19 protein-coding genes and 1 riboswitch are annotated in these 16,183 nt (G+C 36.9%); of the genes, 12 read left to right on the forward strand and 7 right to left on the reverse strand.

Annotated elements, in window-relative coordinates; all coding sequences use genetic code 11:
- Positions 1 to 14: 14 nt before the first annotated feature.
- Both LQ50_RS11740 and pfkA read left to right on the forward strand, forming a co-directional pair.
- The gene (locus tag LQ50_RS11740) at positions 15 to 494 is read left to right on the forward strand and encodes a metal-dependent hydrolase (protein WP_034629393.1); all 480 of its coding nucleotides are present in this window, start codon (positions 15 to 17) and stop codon (positions 492 to 494) included.
- A gap of 194 nt (positions 495 to 688) precedes the next feature.
- Entirely contained in the window at positions 689 to 1,648 is a 960-nt protein-coding gene (pfkA, locus tag LQ50_RS11745) for a 6-phosphofructokinase (protein WP_034629514.1), read from the forward strand.
- Between the two features lie 122 nt (positions 1,649 to 1,770).
- Here pfkA and LQ50_RS11750 read toward each other — a convergent pair whose 3' ends face one another.
- Positions 1,771 to 2,856 carry a YkvI family membrane protein gene (locus tag LQ50_RS11750; protein ID WP_152608209.1) on the reverse strand — a complete coding sequence of 362 codons (1,086 nt, stop codon included), beginning with the start codon at positions 2,854 to 2,856 and terminating at the stop codon, positions 1,771 to 1,773.
- 163 nt (positions 2,857 to 3,019) lie between these two features.
- A riboswitch (cyclic di-GMP riboswitch) is annotated at positions 3,020 to 3,104 on the forward strand.
- Between the two features lie 92 nt (positions 3,105 to 3,196).
- Here LQ50_RS11750 and LQ50_RS11755 point away from each other — a divergent pair.
- On the forward strand, positions 3,197 to 5,017 hold the full coding sequence (locus tag LQ50_RS11755; RefSeq protein WP_052144718.1) for a bifunctional diguanylate cyclase/phosphodiesterase: 1,821 nt from the start codon (positions 3,197 to 3,199) through the stop codon (positions 5,015 to 5,017).
- A 95-nt stretch (positions 5,018 to 5,112) separates the two neighbouring features.
- On the opposite strand, the gene LQ50_RS11760 is transcribed toward LQ50_RS11755, so the two are convergent.
- Both LQ50_RS11760 and LQ50_RS11765 read right to left on the reverse strand, forming a co-directional pair.
- Positions 5,113 to 5,310 (reverse strand): hypothetical protein, encoded by a 198-nt coding sequence (locus LQ50_RS11760; protein ID WP_034629395.1) that lies wholly within the window; start codon positions 5,308 to 5,310, stop codon positions 5,113 to 5,115.
- A gap of 23 nt (positions 5,311 to 5,333) precedes the next feature.
- Positions 5,334 to 5,591 carry a DUF1292 domain-containing protein gene (locus LQ50_RS11765; RefSeq protein ID WP_034629396.1) on the reverse strand — a complete coding sequence of 86 codons (258 nt, stop codon included), beginning with the start codon at positions 5,589 to 5,591 and terminating at the stop codon, positions 5,334 to 5,336.
- Between the two features lie 152 nt (positions 5,592 to 5,743).
- Between LQ50_RS11765 and dacB the strand changes: the two genes are divergently transcribed.
- From dacB to LQ50_RS11780, 3 genes are all read left to right on the forward strand, one after another.
- Positions 5,744 to 7,195, forward strand: a complete 1,452-nt coding sequence (gene dacB / locus LQ50_RS11770; protein ID WP_237563698.1) for a D-alanyl-D-alanine carboxypeptidase/D-alanyl-D-alanine endopeptidase — start codon at positions 5,744 to 5,746, stop codon at positions 7,193 to 7,195.
- A 63-nt stretch (positions 7,196 to 7,258) separates the two neighbouring features.
- Positions 7,259 to 7,519, forward strand: a complete 261-nt coding sequence (locus LQ50_RS11775; protein WP_034629399.1) for a hypothetical protein — start codon at positions 7,259 to 7,261, stop codon at positions 7,517 to 7,519.
- Between the two features lie 53 nt (positions 7,520 to 7,572).
- Positions 7,573 to 8,667, forward strand: coding sequence for a hypothetical protein (locus LQ50_RS11780; protein ID WP_052144719.1), 1,095 nt, complete (start codon positions 7,573 to 7,575; stop codon positions 8,665 to 8,667).
- Positions 8,668 to 8,703: 36 nt separating this feature from the next.
- On the opposite strand, the gene LQ50_RS11785 is transcribed toward LQ50_RS11780, so the two are convergent.
- The 3 genes from LQ50_RS11785 to LQ50_RS11795 form a co-directional block, all read right to left on the reverse strand.
- Positions 8,704 to 9,621, reverse strand: coding sequence for a VanW family protein (locus LQ50_RS11785; RefSeq protein WP_034629401.1), 918 nt, complete (start codon positions 9,619 to 9,621; stop codon positions 8,704 to 8,706).
- 101 nt (positions 9,622 to 9,722) lie between these two features.
- Complete coding sequence (locus LQ50_RS11790) at positions 9,723 to 10,259, reverse strand: DUF3189 family protein (protein ID WP_034629404.1); 537 nt, start codon at positions 10,257 to 10,259, stop codon at positions 9,723 to 9,725.
- 60 nt (positions 10,260 to 10,319) lie between these two features.
- The gene (locus LQ50_RS11795) at positions 10,320 to 10,802 is read right to left on the reverse strand and encodes a YqeG family HAD IIIA-type phosphatase (protein WP_034629405.1); all 483 of its coding nucleotides are present in this window, start codon (positions 10,800 to 10,802) and stop codon (positions 10,320 to 10,322) included.
- Positions 10,803 to 10,994: 192 nt separating this feature from the next.
- On the opposite strand from LQ50_RS11795, the gene LQ50_RS11800 reads away from it, so the two are divergent.
- From LQ50_RS11800 to LQ50_RS11820, 5 genes are all read left to right on the forward strand, one after another.
- Positions 10,995 to 11,444, forward strand: coding sequence for a MarR family winged helix-turn-helix transcriptional regulator (locus LQ50_RS11800; protein WP_034629408.1), 450 nt, complete (start codon positions 10,995 to 10,997; stop codon positions 11,442 to 11,444).
- Positions 11,445 to 11,508: 64 nt separating this feature from the next.
- Complete coding sequence (locus tag LQ50_RS11805; RefSeq protein WP_034629409.1) at positions 11,509 to 12,120, forward strand: flavin reductase family protein; 612 nt, start codon at positions 11,509 to 11,511, stop codon at positions 12,118 to 12,120.
- Between the two features lie 129 nt (positions 12,121 to 12,249).
- Positions 12,250 to 12,921, forward strand: a complete 672-nt coding sequence (gene wrbA / locus LQ50_RS11810) for an NAD(P)H:quinone oxidoreductase (protein WP_034629412.1) — start codon at positions 12,250 to 12,252, stop codon at positions 12,919 to 12,921.
- Positions 12,922 to 13,532: 611 nt separating this feature from the next.
- Complete coding sequence (locus tag LQ50_RS11815; RefSeq protein WP_034629413.1) at positions 13,533 to 13,826, forward strand: putative quinol monooxygenase; 294 nt, start codon at positions 13,533 to 13,535, stop codon at positions 13,824 to 13,826.
- Positions 13,827 to 13,841: 15 nt separating this feature from the next.
- Positions 13,842 to 14,861 (forward strand): NADH:flavin oxidoreductase/NADH oxidase, encoded by a 1,020-nt coding sequence (locus LQ50_RS11820; RefSeq protein WP_034629414.1) that lies wholly within the window; start codon positions 13,842 to 13,844, stop codon positions 14,859 to 14,861.
- Between the two features lie 73 nt (positions 14,862 to 14,934).
- On the opposite strand, the gene LQ50_RS25775 is transcribed toward LQ50_RS11820, so the two are convergent.
- On the reverse strand, positions 14,935 to 15,096 hold the full coding sequence (locus LQ50_RS25775) for a hypothetical protein (protein WP_202595375.1): 162 nt from the start codon (positions 15,094 to 15,096) through the stop codon (positions 14,935 to 14,937).
- 155 nt (positions 15,097 to 15,251) lie between these two features.
- Between LQ50_RS25775 and LQ50_RS11830 the strand changes: the two genes are divergently transcribed.
- Positions 15,252 to 16,166, forward strand: coding sequence for a CBASS cGAMP-activated phospholipase (locus LQ50_RS11830; protein WP_034629419.1), 915 nt, complete (start codon positions 15,252 to 15,254; stop codon positions 16,164 to 16,166).
- Positions 16,167 to 16,183: the final 17 nt, after the last annotated feature.

The following is a 16,183-nucleotide window of genomic DNA, read 5'->3' on the forward strand; positions in this document are numbered from 1 at the left end:
AAAGGAAGAGTTTAATGAAAGGAACTACTCACTTAATTGGTGGTTTAACGGCAGCCGTCGTTTTTGAAAGCCAATTTTCTGTAACAATTAATGAGCCAATTATATTTTATAGTTCGGCTTTAATAGGAGCGATTATCCCAGATATATGTCATCCAAAATCGATGATTGGAAGGCGACTTCCGATCTTATCAAAAATGTTTAGTTCGGTTTTTGGACATCGCTCGTTTAGTCATAGTTTGTTGTTTTTATTCTTCGTTTATTTTCTTACAGACCAATTGGTGTTCTCTTTTGCGGATGAACTTCAATTAGGATTACTCTTAGGTATAGGGAGCCATATCATTCTTGATGCAATTACGCCTCAAGGAGTGAAGTTGTTTTACCCTATTAAAATGAATGTGAGGACACCTATTTATGTCAAAACAGGGTCTGTCATAGGTGAAAGTGTCGTAACGATATGCTTAGGGGGGGTACTAGTTCTTTATTTATTTTCATAAAAGGTCCACTTAAGGTTTGAGATTATACGATTTGTATATCTGCTATTTTTTTTCCTAAATATCACAATGATTTAAACTGGATTAAAAGGCGATCAAATGTAAACACGGTTCAGCTTAATAAGATAGGTATATCTCCTCCTAATTATTGAAATACTTGCAAGGAGATAGTGAAAAATATGCTAGGAGTGGATAGGTTGAAACGTATTGCAGTATTAACGAGTGGAGGAGATTCACCAGGTATGAATGCGGCCGTTCGTGCCGTTGTTCGTAAAGCGATTTATCATGATTGTAAAGTATTTGGGGTATACCGAGGTTATGCCGGTATGATGGATGGAGACATTAAGGAGCTTAATTTAGGTTCTGTAGGTGATATCATTCACCGAGGTGGGACAATGCTCTACACGGCAAGAAGTGAAGAATTCAAAACAAAAGAAGGTCAATTAAAAGCGGTTGAAAATTTAAAGAAACATGAGATTGAAGGCGTCGTTGTTATAGGCGGAGACGGATCTTATAAAGGTGCTCAAAAGCTATCTGAACATGGAATTGCAACGATTGGTGCTCCTGGTACTATTGATAATGATATACCAGGAACAGATTTCACAATTGGGTTTGATACATCTTTAAATACGATCATCCATTCTATTGATAAAATTCGGGACACAGCATCCTCACATGAAAGAACCTACGTAATAGAAGTAATGGGCCGCCACGCTGGTGACCTTGCGTTATGGAGCGGCCTCGCAGCAGGTGCAGAAACTATTATGCTCCCTGAAGTTGAGTATAATATGGAGGAAATCATTGATCGTCTTGAACGCGGTGCAAAGCGTGGAAAGAAGCATAGTATTATCGTTGTTGCTGAAGGAATTGGTTCAGGTGTAGAAATTGGAGAAACCATTCAAAAGCAAATGAATATTGAAACTCGTGTCACGGTTCTTGGTCATATCCAACGTGGTGGATCTCCAACTGGCTTTGACCGTGTACTAGCAAGTCGATTAGGTGCTCACGCTGTTGATTTACTGTTAAAAGGCAAGTCAGGATTAGCTGTTGGCATTGAAAATAACCAACTCTGCAGCACGTCATTTGATGAAATTTTTTCAAAACCGCATGAAATTGATACAAAAATGTATGAATTGTCGAGCCAGCTTTCAATTTAAATCAAAAAGACGTGTCGGGAATGACACGTCTTTTTGATAATTAACCATGTTAGGCGATGCCCGAAATGACAACATCTAAGCGTGGGTGAGATTTTGCTATAGTACTTTCTAGTATACAAAGATTAGCTGCTTTTCTCAGATCCTTTTAATGCTTCATTCTTAAACACCCACACATAAAGTAAACCTGCAAAGAAAATAAACCCTCCGTAACCTACAGCCGGATATAAATATGTTACTAATGTGGAAAATCCGACTTGGCTGACAATAAAAGCAGCAATTGACGTTGCGACGATCAGCCATATTCGAAACCTTTGATTAACAAAGGTCAACCTTGATACAAATCCATACAAATTGCTCACAGCCGTAGAGTAGACGGCTGAAAATAAAACAGCAGCAAACATAAGCTGAACAAATGGTGAGATGAGCGAGGCAATATAAATCATCGGAACCTCCACTACAGCTACTTCCGAAATATTTGATAACAAACTAAAGTAAATGGCTAATACTCCAAGTCCTAATCCGAGAGCCCCTAACAGTGCGCCCCAAAAAAGTGTACTTTTTGTTTTTGTATTAGGTCCCATTGGTGCCAAAATGGCAACAGCAATTACTAAATTAAAGGAGGCATAATTCAGTGCTGAAATGAACCAATTTGGGGCTGCACTGCCTATGTTTGTGACCGTTCGTAAGTCCTCTATTGCTATAGGACTTCGAGCAATTCCATATAAAGAAATGAATAAAACTGCTATTAATAAAATAGGAACAACATAGCTAATTGCATTAATAACTCCACTTATTCCTCTAATAACAGTAAAAAGAGCTAGAAGAGCCATTAATATCGTTCCCCACCATGAGGACAAACCAAATTGTTCGACAAATATAGCGCCAGCCCCAGCAATCATAGCTGCTAATGCTCCAAATAAGAAAACCGTAATAATTAAATCAATTAGTGAACCGAGAATCCGCCCATTTGCAAATCGAACAACTTCTACATAAGCTGAAGCACTTAATGCTCGTCCGATTATTAAAATCATATATCCAAAGACAAAGAAAAGGAAGGTTGCAAGTATGATTCCCCATATTCCTAATAAGCCAAACCCACTAAAAAATTGAAGGACCTCTTGACCAGATGCAAAACCAGCGCCAACAATTGTGCCAATATATGTAGCAGCAATTTTTAAAGCATTTAATTCAGAAGGAGATTTGTTCACAATTGGCACCACCTTTGTTGAATATTTATTATTATTCGTTCAGATGATTAAATTTATTAACCCTTATTAAGGGTTTTTTAGTGTGACAAAGGAGCGTGAAAAAAGTTGTGTTTTGTCAAAATATGCTATATTATAACTATAGTACCATTAAAAAAGTTTGATATTTTGATAAAGGCAAACTATTTGAAAGAGTAGGACGCAAAGCCTAGGGTCTAAGGTAGCAATGCTATGATCGCCTGGTTACCAAAACACATATAAACATATATGTCTGTATTTTTGGCTATTTCGCTATTTTTTGTGGAATAGTCTTTTTGTATGTTAACAGAGGGGGGATTCTATTATGAATGACTTACGATTAGATGAAAAGAAAGGTAAACTCTTTCAATGGCAAAATCAAATAGTGCAGATGATCGCTGCGAACGAACCTCTTTCAAATATTTTAAACGAGCTCGTTTCAATTGTTGAAATATACATACCTGGCTCAATTTGTTCCATACAACTCTATAATAAAAAAACAAATACATTAGAAAAAACGACTTCTCGAACTCTTCCTGAAGAATACATAAGGGCTATAGATGGCATTAAGGCAGGACCCAATGTTGGTTCTTGCGGGACGGCTGTATATGAAAAACAAACCGTCATTGTTACAAATGTAAATACGGATCCATTATGGAAGCACTATCGTGAACTACCGATAAAACATGGTTTAAAATCCTGTTGGTCTGTACCGATTTTCTCCCCTAATCAAGAGGTTGTCGGTACATTTTCTTTATATTACAAAGAAAAGAGGGAACCAACTGAATTACAATTACACCAGCTTAACGAGTTCGCACAACTATCTGGAATTGCAATTGACTATAGAAGTTCCCAGGAAGAAATTTACCGCATTAAGCACACTGATCCGTTAACTGGACTGGCGAATGCAAGTCAGTTTAAGATAGATGCCCATCAAGCTCTTGAACATGCAAAGGCAAAAAAAGAAACAGTTGCTACCTTCTTTATTGATTTGAATCGTTTTAACGTTATTAACAATATTGGTGGATATGATGTAGGTGATGACATACTAGTGGCTGTAACTGATCGCTTACTCAAAAGCTTACCTCCAACTGTGTTATTAACACGCTGGAATAGCGATAAATTTATTGTTCTTCTTGAAGATAGTACCCCGGAGGCCGTTCATTCATTTAGTGAAAGAATTATTGATGTACTGTCAATCCCCTTTATTCGGAAAGAGCATGATTTTATCATCACGATAAGTGTTGGAGTAAGTAGTTTTCCAAATGATTCGAAAACGATCGATGAATTAATCAGACATTCAGAAGCAGCGATGAATGAGGCGAAACTATTAGGAATCAATCAATATCGAGTGTATTCTTCGTCGATCGCCGATAGATTAACCAATCGAGTGCATATCGAAAAAGAATTAAGGCAAGCAATTGAAGATGAATCCTTTATTTTGCATTATCAACCACAAGTGAGTCTTTCAACAGAAGAGATCATTGGAGTTGAAGCACTAATTCGTTGGGAACATTCGACTATGGGTCTTGTACAGCCTTCTAATTTTATCCCCATTGCTGAAGAAACAGGATTGATCATGCCACTTGGTGAATGGGTATTAAAAACAGCCTGTCAGCAGATGAAGGAATGGGAGAGGGAAGGACGACCATCCATTCGTTTATCAGTCAACTTGTCTAGCGTTCAGTTTAGACAAAAAAATTTAGTCTCAAAAATTAAGCAAATTATTGAAGAAACCGAGTTGGATCCAGCTAATTTGGTTTTAGAAGTAACAGAAAGTACACTTGTTAATCATATGAAATATACAATTATTCAATTGCGTGAGCTACAAGCAATGGGAATACAAATTGCATTAGATGATTTTGGGACACTGTATTCATCCTTAAGCTATTTAAAACACTTCCCTCTTGATATTATCAAAATTGACCGTTCGTTTGTCCGAACTTTATTGTCTGATTCCAAAGACATTGAAATTGTTAATATCATTATCCGTTTAGGAAAAAGCTTGCAGCTTAAAGTACTTGCTGAAGGAATTGAAACGAAAGGACAGGCGCATGTTTTGAAAGAGCATCATTGCCATGAAGGTCAAGGCTATCTTTATAGCAAACCTCTGCCTTTTGAACAGCTGAAGAAAGAAATTAGCTGAGTGAATTGGACTATTTAATTTCACATACCGTATTGTACTATTAAATAAGAACAAAAAAGCTACGGCCGCTAGAGAAGAGACCGTAGCTTTCCATATTATTCTGATTCTTGTTCGGTTTCTTTTGAAGTTGCGGTTGCACCGTCGTATTCGCGGTCAATTTGGCCAGTAGTTTTCTTTTTAGGTGAGAGAGAATAATCGGCAATCTCATCTGGACCAGTTAGTCCAAATAATCCCATCGTTCCACCTTGACCCATTCGGACATGTTCTTGAACATCGCTTTTTTCGTTAGCCATAATAATCACCTCTTGCGCTAGGTTTAGTCCTCTGCTGGGTTCGCTTCAACTGCTATCTCATACGCTTCTAAAATGGAATTTCTTTCTTTAGGGTCAGTAATTCCAACGAGGTATTGTTCATCCTCTTCATCTTCCACTCTCATCAAAATTGTCTCTTCGGCAGAAGATAAAAGAGCATAAGAGTGGTCTTCCATGTCAAACAACGCTTCAACTGAATAATTCTTCATATGTCCATTCTCATCTTCAATAGTTATTTGGTCTCTTTGTTTTTCTGGTTCCAAGTATACTCACCGCCATCTTTTCATCAACTGTACGCTTCATCACGTACTAATTATAATTTGCCCTTTTTAGAGCTGATTATTTTTCATAAGAATTGGTTTACTCCTCATTTTGCATACTAATTGAGTGAACATGATTTGTGAGGGGGAGACAAGTGCGTAAATTTATCACAGTACTTATTATCGTTTTTATTACATTCCTTCCTGGGGTTGTTGGAGCGGAGAAAAATACCGATCATTTAAAGAATGAAATTAAGCTACTTTTACATAGAGATCCCATTTTGAATGGTGCTATAGCTGGAATTAGCATCCGCTCTGCAAAAACTGGAGAACTTCTTATGGATTATAATGGTTCAACTCGTCTCCGGCCAGCATCAAATATGAAGATTTTCACCGCAGCTGCAGCATTAGCAGTATTAGGCGAGAATTATACGTTTGAAACTGAGCTATATACAGATGGAAACATAAAGTGGACCATATTAAATGGGAATGTGTATGTTAAAGGAAAAGGTGATCCTACGTTATTAAAGAAAGATATTGATCAATTGGTAGAAACCATCGCAAAAAAAGGAATCAAATTTATTCGTGGAGATGTAATTGGAGATGACTCTTGGTACGATAACACACGGTATTCAATTGATTTACCTTGGAGTGATGAAACGACTTATTATGGATCTGCAATTTCTGCCTTAACCGCATCTTCAGATCTTGATTATGATGCAGGGGCGATTATTGTAAAAGTTTGCCCACAAACAATCGGTAAAACGGGAAAAATTCAGATTGAGCCACAAACGGACTATGTTGAAATAATCAATGAAACAGAAACGGTTTCTACAGATGAAACGACGAATGTCACGATTAAGAGAAAGCATGGTACAAATGAAATTTTCATCAAAGGGACGATTTCAATTAAGGACCCTGAAGTATTAAAGACGGTAGCCATTTGGGAGCCAACCGATTATGTATTATCTTTGTTTAAGGAATCGTTACATGAAAAAGGAATAAAAGTATTAGGTGAGATAAAAAGAGGGGAAACTCCTGAAAATGCCAGTTTATTAGGTGTTCACGAATCTATACCACTTTCAGAACTTATGGTTCCATTTATGAAGCTGAGTAATAATGGACATGCAGAAGTACTTGTTAAAGAAATGGGAAAGGTAATGAAAGAAGAAGGTACATGGGAAAGGGGGTTAGAGGTATTAGAAAAGGAATTATCGTCATTTGGTGTAGATACGGATTCTTTAGTTATCAGAGATGGTTCTGGTATCTCTCATATTAGCTTAGTATCAGCAAACCAATTAACTAAACTTTTGTTTTTAGCTCAATCTGAAAGTTGGTATCCTGTGTTTTTTCATTCTTTACCAAGTGTAGGTGGAAAGGAGAGAGTAGACAGAGGCACGTTATACACTCGCTTAACCAATACAGAAGCTAGCGGAAAAGTAAGAGCTAAGACAGGAACACTGACTACAGTAAGTACATTATCTGGATATGTAGAAACGAAATCTTTAGGAACTTTGATTTTTTCCATAATGTTAAACAATGTCATTGATGAAAGGAAAGCGAAACAATTGGAAGACAACATCGTTTTATATTTGGTTAACCTTTGATAGGAATAGCTTTATTTGACATGTGGAATTATATATATCATCTAGAAGATAAAGGAGGCACACATGGAACACCAACCATTAACTTATTTTGAGAAGCTTGAAAATGTGTATGTACTTATGGAAACAAAAAGGATGCTTCAAGTGAAGCTAGAGCAGGTTAAACAAGGTAACCAACCAACGAATGTGATTGAGGAAGACCTCCGCAAAATAGACGAAGAAATTGCAGAATATACCGATGGAATTTCACCCGAACCAAATGGAACGATAACAAGTTCATTATTTAACCCTGCTGTTACAAATAAGTTAGAAAAGAATGATACATAGCAGTTCGGTTTTCACCGATGATTTGGCATAGAAAAATAACAGGAGTTAAACATATGAAAAAAATCATGACCTTACTGCTAGTATTTAGTTTGTTATTCCCTATGGCGATTGCCGCAGAAGAAGGCAATGGACAGGTCTCGCTTATTGTAAAATCATCGAGTCAGTCATTCCATCAAACCGTTCTTAAAATAAAATCAGAAAAGATCGTTCAAGGATTGTTCAAAGCAAAGACGATTAAACCAATAGCAGAAGTACCTTATTCAAATCACTATATATTAATTGAGGATAAAGGTACGGTGAAAATCCTAGTACTTGATCAAAAAAATAATTTATATGATGTTCAAGCAAAAGAACTAATTCAAGTCGAAGATAAAATTATCAATAAATTGATTGATTACTTTAGCGGGTTAGATGCACATCACTTCGGTACAATCCTCTCGTGGAAGGAGGTTGATCAACTGATTCCTCGCTATACTTCTTTTTCGATTACCGACATAGAAACAGGTTTGACCTTTGAAGCACAAAGAAGGGCAGGATCTAGTCATGCAGATGTTCAACCATTAACAACAAAAGATACGGCAATTATGAAAGAGATTTATGGAGGAAAGTGGAGTTGGAAAAGACGTGCGATTCTAGTTCAACAAGAAGGGAAAGTGATTGCAGCCTCGATGCATGGAATGCCGCATGGAGGAGGCGCACTGGCTAATAACTTTCCTGGGCATTTTTGTATCCACTTTCAAGGTAGTACGACTCATAGGTCAAAAAATCTTGATTTGTCCCATCAAGTAATTGTATACAAGGCAGCTGGACTCCTTGCACCTTTTGTACAGCAATTGCCTCCAAATAAAGTTGTCGAATTGTTCTTAATTGCTATTAATCAGCAAGATCTTGATTTACTTACTTTAATCTATACAGATCAAAACGGAGAATCAGCAAAGTTAATAGAAGAAGTAGAGTTCATCAGACTTGTTAAAAAGAAAAATCCGCCCTCCATTAATGGAGCCCTGCATTATGAGTTACCACTTTCTTTTTTGGTTAAGAAGAAAAACCAAGCAGAAGTAGGCTCATTTTATACATTTGAAGTTAGGCGAGACTCTCCAATGAGCAATTGGAGATTAGAAAGTGTTCCAACCGAATTACTCTATTGAAAAAGGATAACGAATAAGGAGTTAATTCCTAATTCGTTATCCTTTTTCATCGATATTTATTTCTCTCGGTAGTTTTTGTGGTGCCCCGGGTACACTACGTTGTTCCACATTAATATTTTCAGACGAAAGAACAACAACACTCATTTGTCCACCATATACCCTTGCTTGCAATAAAATCGGTTGATTTAGTTCATTTCGAAAAACGAAATCAGGTCCATACCAGCTGACTGTAGCATCACGTCCGCGTGGAACATAAGGCACACGGCGGCTATGAGAATAACGTTGAACAATCGCTAAGCCAGCACGATCGACGGCATTATACAAGGTAGAGGAAACTTGGCAAATACCGCCACCAATTCCTTCAGAAAGTTCCCCTCTTACAATAACAGGTGCGGGCAAGTATCCTCTTTCCTTTGTCCGCTTGCCAACAATTTGATTAAATGAAAACGTTTCTCCAGGAAAAACAACTTGATTGTTGATGGCTTCTGTAGCTAATTTAAAATTATGAGAACGTTGTTTGTTACGACTGTTAAAGTAAGTAACATATTGACCAATTCGTTGAACACGAATATCTGAAAGGAGCTCACTATCCACACGAGGATGAAGTGTCTGTCTGGGAACATCGATTTTCGTCGGCCCTTTGCCGTAGTAATATTGGTAAAATAACTGCTTAAGTTTATGTTGATTCAAGCGGTATCCTACTTGTTCAGAAACGATGTTTCCTAACTTATCGATTTGAGCATTAACTGGCGGTTCAAATGTTAGCTGATCCATTTGATTAACCCATTGATCATATTTGTCCCAATCGATCAATTCTCTCCCTATCAACTCAGTAGTGAAATCAGCTCGATTGACCGATGCGATGGTTTCATCCTTATATTCAACTGAAAAATCATCGGCAATATCAGTAAAAGGAACAAACAGCATTAGAAATCCAAGAAAAATATGTATCATATACAAGCTACCTCCCATCTTAGTATGACTTATGGCGAGGTTTTCATGTGGGTGAATTTAATAATAGCTAAGAAAAAAGATCCAGTACTAAACTGAATCTTTTAGCGAGATATAATATTGGAGATCTTACTTACTTCTAATTCTTTATTCTCAAGCACTTCAATCGAATTTGTGGAATTTTTTGCTACTTGTTTCGTTTTTTTCACTAATTTCGATATATTAGGATACGTTCTTTGTGCGCCTTTCACAAGCAAAGGGATACCAACGAAATCGATATGCATTTTGTGTGAGAACAACCCGCCAAATGTCATTTCTAAAGGAACCGTAGGGGAAGCATTGGAACATATCACTTTTTCGTGTTCATAGCCTTTTCCCTCTAACAGTAGAAGAAGTTCACTTATTGCTGTAATCATTTTATGTGAAAGGCCACGGCCAAGGGTAAACACTTGGTTATCCTCTTCGTCCATACCATGATAAATTAATTTTCCAATCGATTTTGAAGTTAATTTGTTAAAAATATCAATTCCTAGAATTTCTTCTTTTGTAGGTATGCGGTCATTTGGAATTTTATTTAAATGGTAGGCTGCACAAAGTGCAGAAGAGTGTGTTCCTGCATAACAATTGTAAATATAGATCAATTCAAATCACCTCTTAAGTAAAGGGATATGATAGTTTCTCACTCATTCTACACTTTATACTTACCAGCGACTTTTCACCCAACGCTCAAGTTTTCTTTTTATGACAATTTGTACAGGTTCGTGCTCCTGACCAATCGGCTTAACTAGTGCTGTCTTCATTCCAGCGCGTTTACCGCACCATACGTCAGTAAATAACTGATCACCTAAAAAGAGGCTAGTTTCTTTTATTGCTCCGACATTCTTCATATGTTTTTCAATGCGTGATGCAGCTGGTTTGTTGCATTTACCGAATCCAATGATTCCATTTGGTTCACAGAAACGATCGACTCTTCCTTGACTATTGTTTGAAGCGACAATTAACTGAACATCTTGCTTTTTTAACATACTAATCCAGTTTTTAAGGTCATCTCCTGCTGGTCGATCATGGCTTGCCAGTGTACTATCAAGATCTGAAAAAATCGTTTTGATTTGGTTTTTTCTCAGCCAATCTGCTGTAATATCTGAAAAATGGTGTAGTTCAAAATCGGGTTTGAAATATTTCATGTTATCATTCACTGCCTTTATTTATGAATTAGAGTATCTTTTCTTATTCTAGCAAAAAAAAGAAAGGAGAAGGAATTCTTTCTTCTTCTAAACAAAAAACAATTGTCATTTACTAACAGTTAATGTTGACAGAATGCCTTACCTTTTATATAATTACTTCGAAACCGAGATAAATATAAGGAAATGATCATAATGAAATCAATTGAATCAAGTAATCAAGATCAAGCACTTAAATTATTTGTAGTTTTAACACGTGCTACTCAAGCGATTACAAAAAGGGTTGAAGAGGATATTAAAAGATACGGTCTGAATCCTACAGAGTTTGGTGTTCTTGAGCTTCTATATAGCAAAGGGGACCAGCCAATTCAGAAGATTGGCCAAAAAGTATTGCTTGCAAGTAGTAGCATTACGTACGTTGTGGATAAACTTGAAACGAAACAATATATAAAAAGACAGCCATGCCCAAAGGATCGCCGAGTTACATATGCAGCTATCACAGAAGAAGGCAGTCAATTAATGGAAGAAATCTTCCCGAAACATAAAGAAGCTATCAAAGAAATATTTGGCGGTCTTCAAGTGGAAGAGAAAAAATTAATGATTGAACAATTAAAAAAATTAGGCTTTTATGCACAAGAGCTTTAATTTTTTTTGGAATTTATCTCGATTTAAGATTAAATGAATTGATGGTATTTAAGGAGGGATTAAAGTGTTATCGATTAATCCAAGTGAACTTGGTGAACGTGAAAATTATAAGTTTTTGACGGGAAGTATAATTCCAAGACCCGTTGCTATTGTGACGAGCCTTTCAGAGGAGGGGATCTTAAATGCTGCACCGTTTAGCTATTTTAATGTTGTCTCATCGAACCCTCCGTTGATTTCCATTTCAGTTCAGAGAAAGAATGGTCAAATGAAAGATACATCTAGAAATGTGATTACACGAGGTGAATTTGTTGTTCATATTTCTGATGAAACCTATAGCAAAAAGATGAACATAACTGCAAAAAACCTTCCTTCAAATGAAAGCGAAGTGGAGGATGCAGGCTTAACTCCAATTGAAAGTTTAAAAATTAATGTTCCGGGTATCAAAGAAGCAAGGGTCAGAATGGAATGTGTACTAGAAAGAGCAATATCATTAGGCGGGAATGAGGAAAGTCCTTCTTGTGAATTATTAATTGGCAAAATTGTTCAATATCATATTCAAGAAGATTTGTATGCGTTTGGGAGAATTGATGCTTTAAAGCTTAAACCTTTAAGTCGGTTAGCAGGGAATTTTTACGCAAAATTAGGTGATACATTCGAACTTGAACGCCCACAATAAATCTTCCTTCAACAAGAAAATGTCATGCCATATATCTCGAATTCGTATTTTACGAACTCACTTAATTAACTTGTTTTAGGGGGTGATGATTTTCCAAGGGATGTACATAAATAAAGGAGTGTGTTAGGTATGAGTTTTATAAAAAGGTTATTTGGTCAAACTAATAAAAAAGAAGAGGAGACGATTAATATGTCAAACATTAAATTAGCCGTAATTTATTACAGTTCTACAGGTACGAACTATCAATTAGCAAAGTGGGCAGAAGAAGGTGGAAAAGCTGCAGGTGCAGAAGTAAAAGTGCTAAAAGTCCCTGAGCTAGCTCCTCAAGCAGCGATTGAATCAAATCCAGCTTGGAAAGCGCATGTTGAAGAAACTAAAGAGGTACCAGAAGTAACGTTAGATGACTTAGAGTGGGCAGATGCAATTATTTTCAGTGTTCCAACACGTTTTGGTAACATGGCTGCTCAAATGAAGCAATTCATTGATACAACTGGTGGTTTATGGTTTGAAGGAAAGCTTGCTAACAAAGCGGTTAGTGCCATGTCATCTGCAAGTAATGCACATGGTGGACAGGAAGCAACGATTCTGTCTCTTTATACGACAATGTACCACTGGGGTGCGATTGTTGCATCACCTGGTTACACGGATCCTTTATTATTTGCTTCGGGCGGGAACCCGTACGGAACAAGTGTAACAGTAGGTCAAGATGGAAAGATGCAGGAAAATGTAGAAGAAGCAGCAAAATACCAAGCGAAGCGTACGGTTCAAGTTGCTGAGTGGATTAAAAAAGGGAATCAATAGTACTACTAGTCACCCTCGCTGTAGGATTTTTCTATGCGGGGGTTTTTTAGTCTAATAAAAGAGGGTAATGTTGAGACCGAATAGAAATCTTGCGTAAAAACGCTTGAATAGGAAAATGAAAAGCTGTTTCAAAGGATTGAAGAAATGCTTCATAGATGTTTTATATATTGAGGTCTTTACCCAAAATAACGAGCTAAATGGCCATTTTTTAATGCGCTTCCCCTTATCTCGACGTCTGCCGACAATAAATTAATCAAACGTTTGTTTAATTTTACTGTTTTATTCGACTATGCTAGTGAGAAAAGACCAGATTTACACGTTATTCATGAAAGAACTCAGCAAACTCAAACTTAGACACTATTAATCAAACGTTTGTTTAATTTTTTCAAAAAACAACAAATTTTTGTTATAGGATCTCAAAAAAGGCATTTGGTATGAAATGAAAGTCACTCCTAATTCGGAAGTATGTTTGGTTTAGAAATCCTGATATTTTTTTAGAGCAGATTCTTTGCTATTGATTGTGTAAATGATTATAGTTTAGATGGTACCGTTGTTGCTTTCTCAACAACATTAAAGCCATTATAAAATATTGTGTAGGTGGAGGGAACTTTATGGTTGTTATTCATGCTTATCTTCATGTGTTACCAGAAAAAAGAGAACTGTTTCTTGATCACGTTCAGGACCTTATTACGAACTCAAAAGCGGAAGAAGGGAACCTTACATATCACCTGTATGAAGATACGAAAGAAAAGACAAAATTTGTGATGGTCGAAGAGTGGAGAGATGAAGCGGCAGTTAAGTTCCATAATCAAACGGATCATTTTACAAATTTCGGAACTAAAGCAAGGGATTGGTTTGCGACCCCTCCACAAGTACAGCAGTTTGCTATTTCAAGAAAGTATTAGAAAGGAAGAGTGAATATGTCAACTTTATTAGACTCATTTGAATATAAAGGATTACAGCTTAAAAATAGGATTGTAATGCCACCAATGTGTCAGTACTCCGTTACAGCGAAAGATGGGAAGCCAAATGATTGGCATTTCACACATTATACTAGTCGTGCTATTGGTGGTACAGGACTAATTATTATGGAAATGACAGATGTAGAGCCTGATGGAAGAATTTCTGATTTTGATTTAGGGATCTGGTCTGATGATCATATAGCGTCATTTGAACGAATTGTGAAAGCTTGTCAAAGTTATGGCGCGAAAGTAGGCATTCAAATTGCGCATGCTGGACGGAAAGCAGAGGATGCAGAGGTTCCGGTTTCGTCAACATCTGTTGCTTTTTCAGAAGATTATAAAGCGCCTCGGGAATTAACAACAGAAGAAGTAGAAAAGATGGTCATAAAGTTTGAACAAGCTTTTCAGCGTGCGGTGGCAGCTGGTGTGGATACGATTGAAATTCATGGAGCTCATGGATACTTAATTCACCAGTTCCAATCTCCGTTAACTAATCAACGAACAGACAAATACGGGCAAGATAAAAGTTTATTTGGACGTGAAATCATTAAAGCCGCACGTCGCGTGATGCCAGAATCAATGCCATTAATTATGCGTATTTCAGCAATAGAGTATGCAGAAGAGGGCTATGATGTTAATTATGCAATTGAACTTGCTGAAAAGTATAAAAAAGAGGGTGTTGATATTTTCCACATTTCATCTGGTGGAGAAAGCAACAACGGACCACAATATTCAGGTCAAGGGTATCAAGTCGACCTTGCTCAAGCTGTGAAGCAAGCTTTGAATATTCCCGTAATTGCTGTTGGTCGTATGGAAGATGCTCAGTTTAGTGATGAAGTTGTACGTGAAGGTAAAGCAGATCTTGTTGCTGTTGGTCGTGGAATGCTTCGTAGTCCGTTCTGGGCAAATGAAGCTTCCCTTGCCTTAGGAGGAGAAATCTTAACACCGAATGCATTACGAGCGGGGTATAGCTTTTAAAAAAAGTCGTATTGTCTGGAACAGAGGCAATTCTTTTAAATGTAAGGGGTGGCCTCATGAGGCCACCCCTTACCTATGTTGCATTATGCTGGCTTTCTTCGTAGGCTATAAGAACAACATCTTTATCGGTTGTGCTGTTAATTTCCTGCTCTAAGGAAATAATTCGTTCTAATAATTCTGGGCTTAGCTCTGCTGCTGTATAACGGTCAAACTCTACTGGTTCTTTTGATTCCAATTGGACCATCTCCTCGACTTTATCAATAATAAATTTCTCTAATTCCAAATGATCTATACAGCTAGAGTGTTTGTCATCATCTGGAATTGTTGTTATACTGTTTGACCTGAAAGTAAATGCTATTTAGTAAAACTAAGCATGAAAAGGTGAGGGCGTTGAAGATTTTATGCCTTGATGGCGGTGGAATTCGTGGTGTGTTTGAGGTAGCGATCTTACAAGCGCTAGAAGAAGAATACAATCAGCCTATTACTAATTTATTTGACCTCGTAGCAGGAACGAGTACAGGGTCAATAATTGCTACATCTGTAATTCTAGAAAAAAAAATGTCTGATGTATTAGATAGTTATAAGCAATTTGGGAGGAAAGTCTTTAAACGACAAGCGAAAATTGGATTGTTCAAAAGTGTTTATAGTGATAAAGATTTACGCCAATATTTTAAAGGGATGTTTGGGGATGTTACGTTATCTGATATTTCGAAGCCGTTATTAATTCCTGCAGTTGATGTAACTCACGGGAAACCGTATGTGTATCGGTCCAATTATGGGCACCCTGGCAGTGATGATTTGTCGATCAAATTATGGGATGCGGTGCTTTCTTCTTGTTCAGCACCCGTTTATTTTCCTCCAAATAATATTAAAAATAAATACTTATCAGTAGACGGTGGATTGTGGGCCAATAATCCGTCATTAGTTTGCGTTACAGAGGCATTAGATTATTTTAAGGTGGACATAAATGATTTAAAGGTTTTATCACTCGGGACCGGATTACAAGATATTGAGTATAACATTGAGCCAGATAAATATTGGGGAATAAAAAAATGGCTGCCTTTTCGTTTCATGACGATGAAAGTTCAACCTAAATTACTCGATTTGGCGCTAGATCTTTCGTCTGAGTCGATATCATACCATTGCCAAATTCTTTTAGGAAAAAAGTATTTTCGCTTAAATAGGGATTTAGGTGATGAAATCCCATTTGATGATGTGACATTTGTGGATGAATTAATTGAATTAGGGAAGCATTTGTTTCAAGAGAAGAAGGATGAAGTTACAAAATTCTTAGAATTGAAATGAGAAGAAAGACAATTATA

The sequence above is a fragment of the Halalkalibacter okhensis genome, from assembly GCF_000787375.1.
GTDB classification, from domain to species: Bacteria; Bacillota; Bacilli; order Bacillales; family Bacillaceae_D; genus Halalkalibacter; species Halalkalibacter okhensis.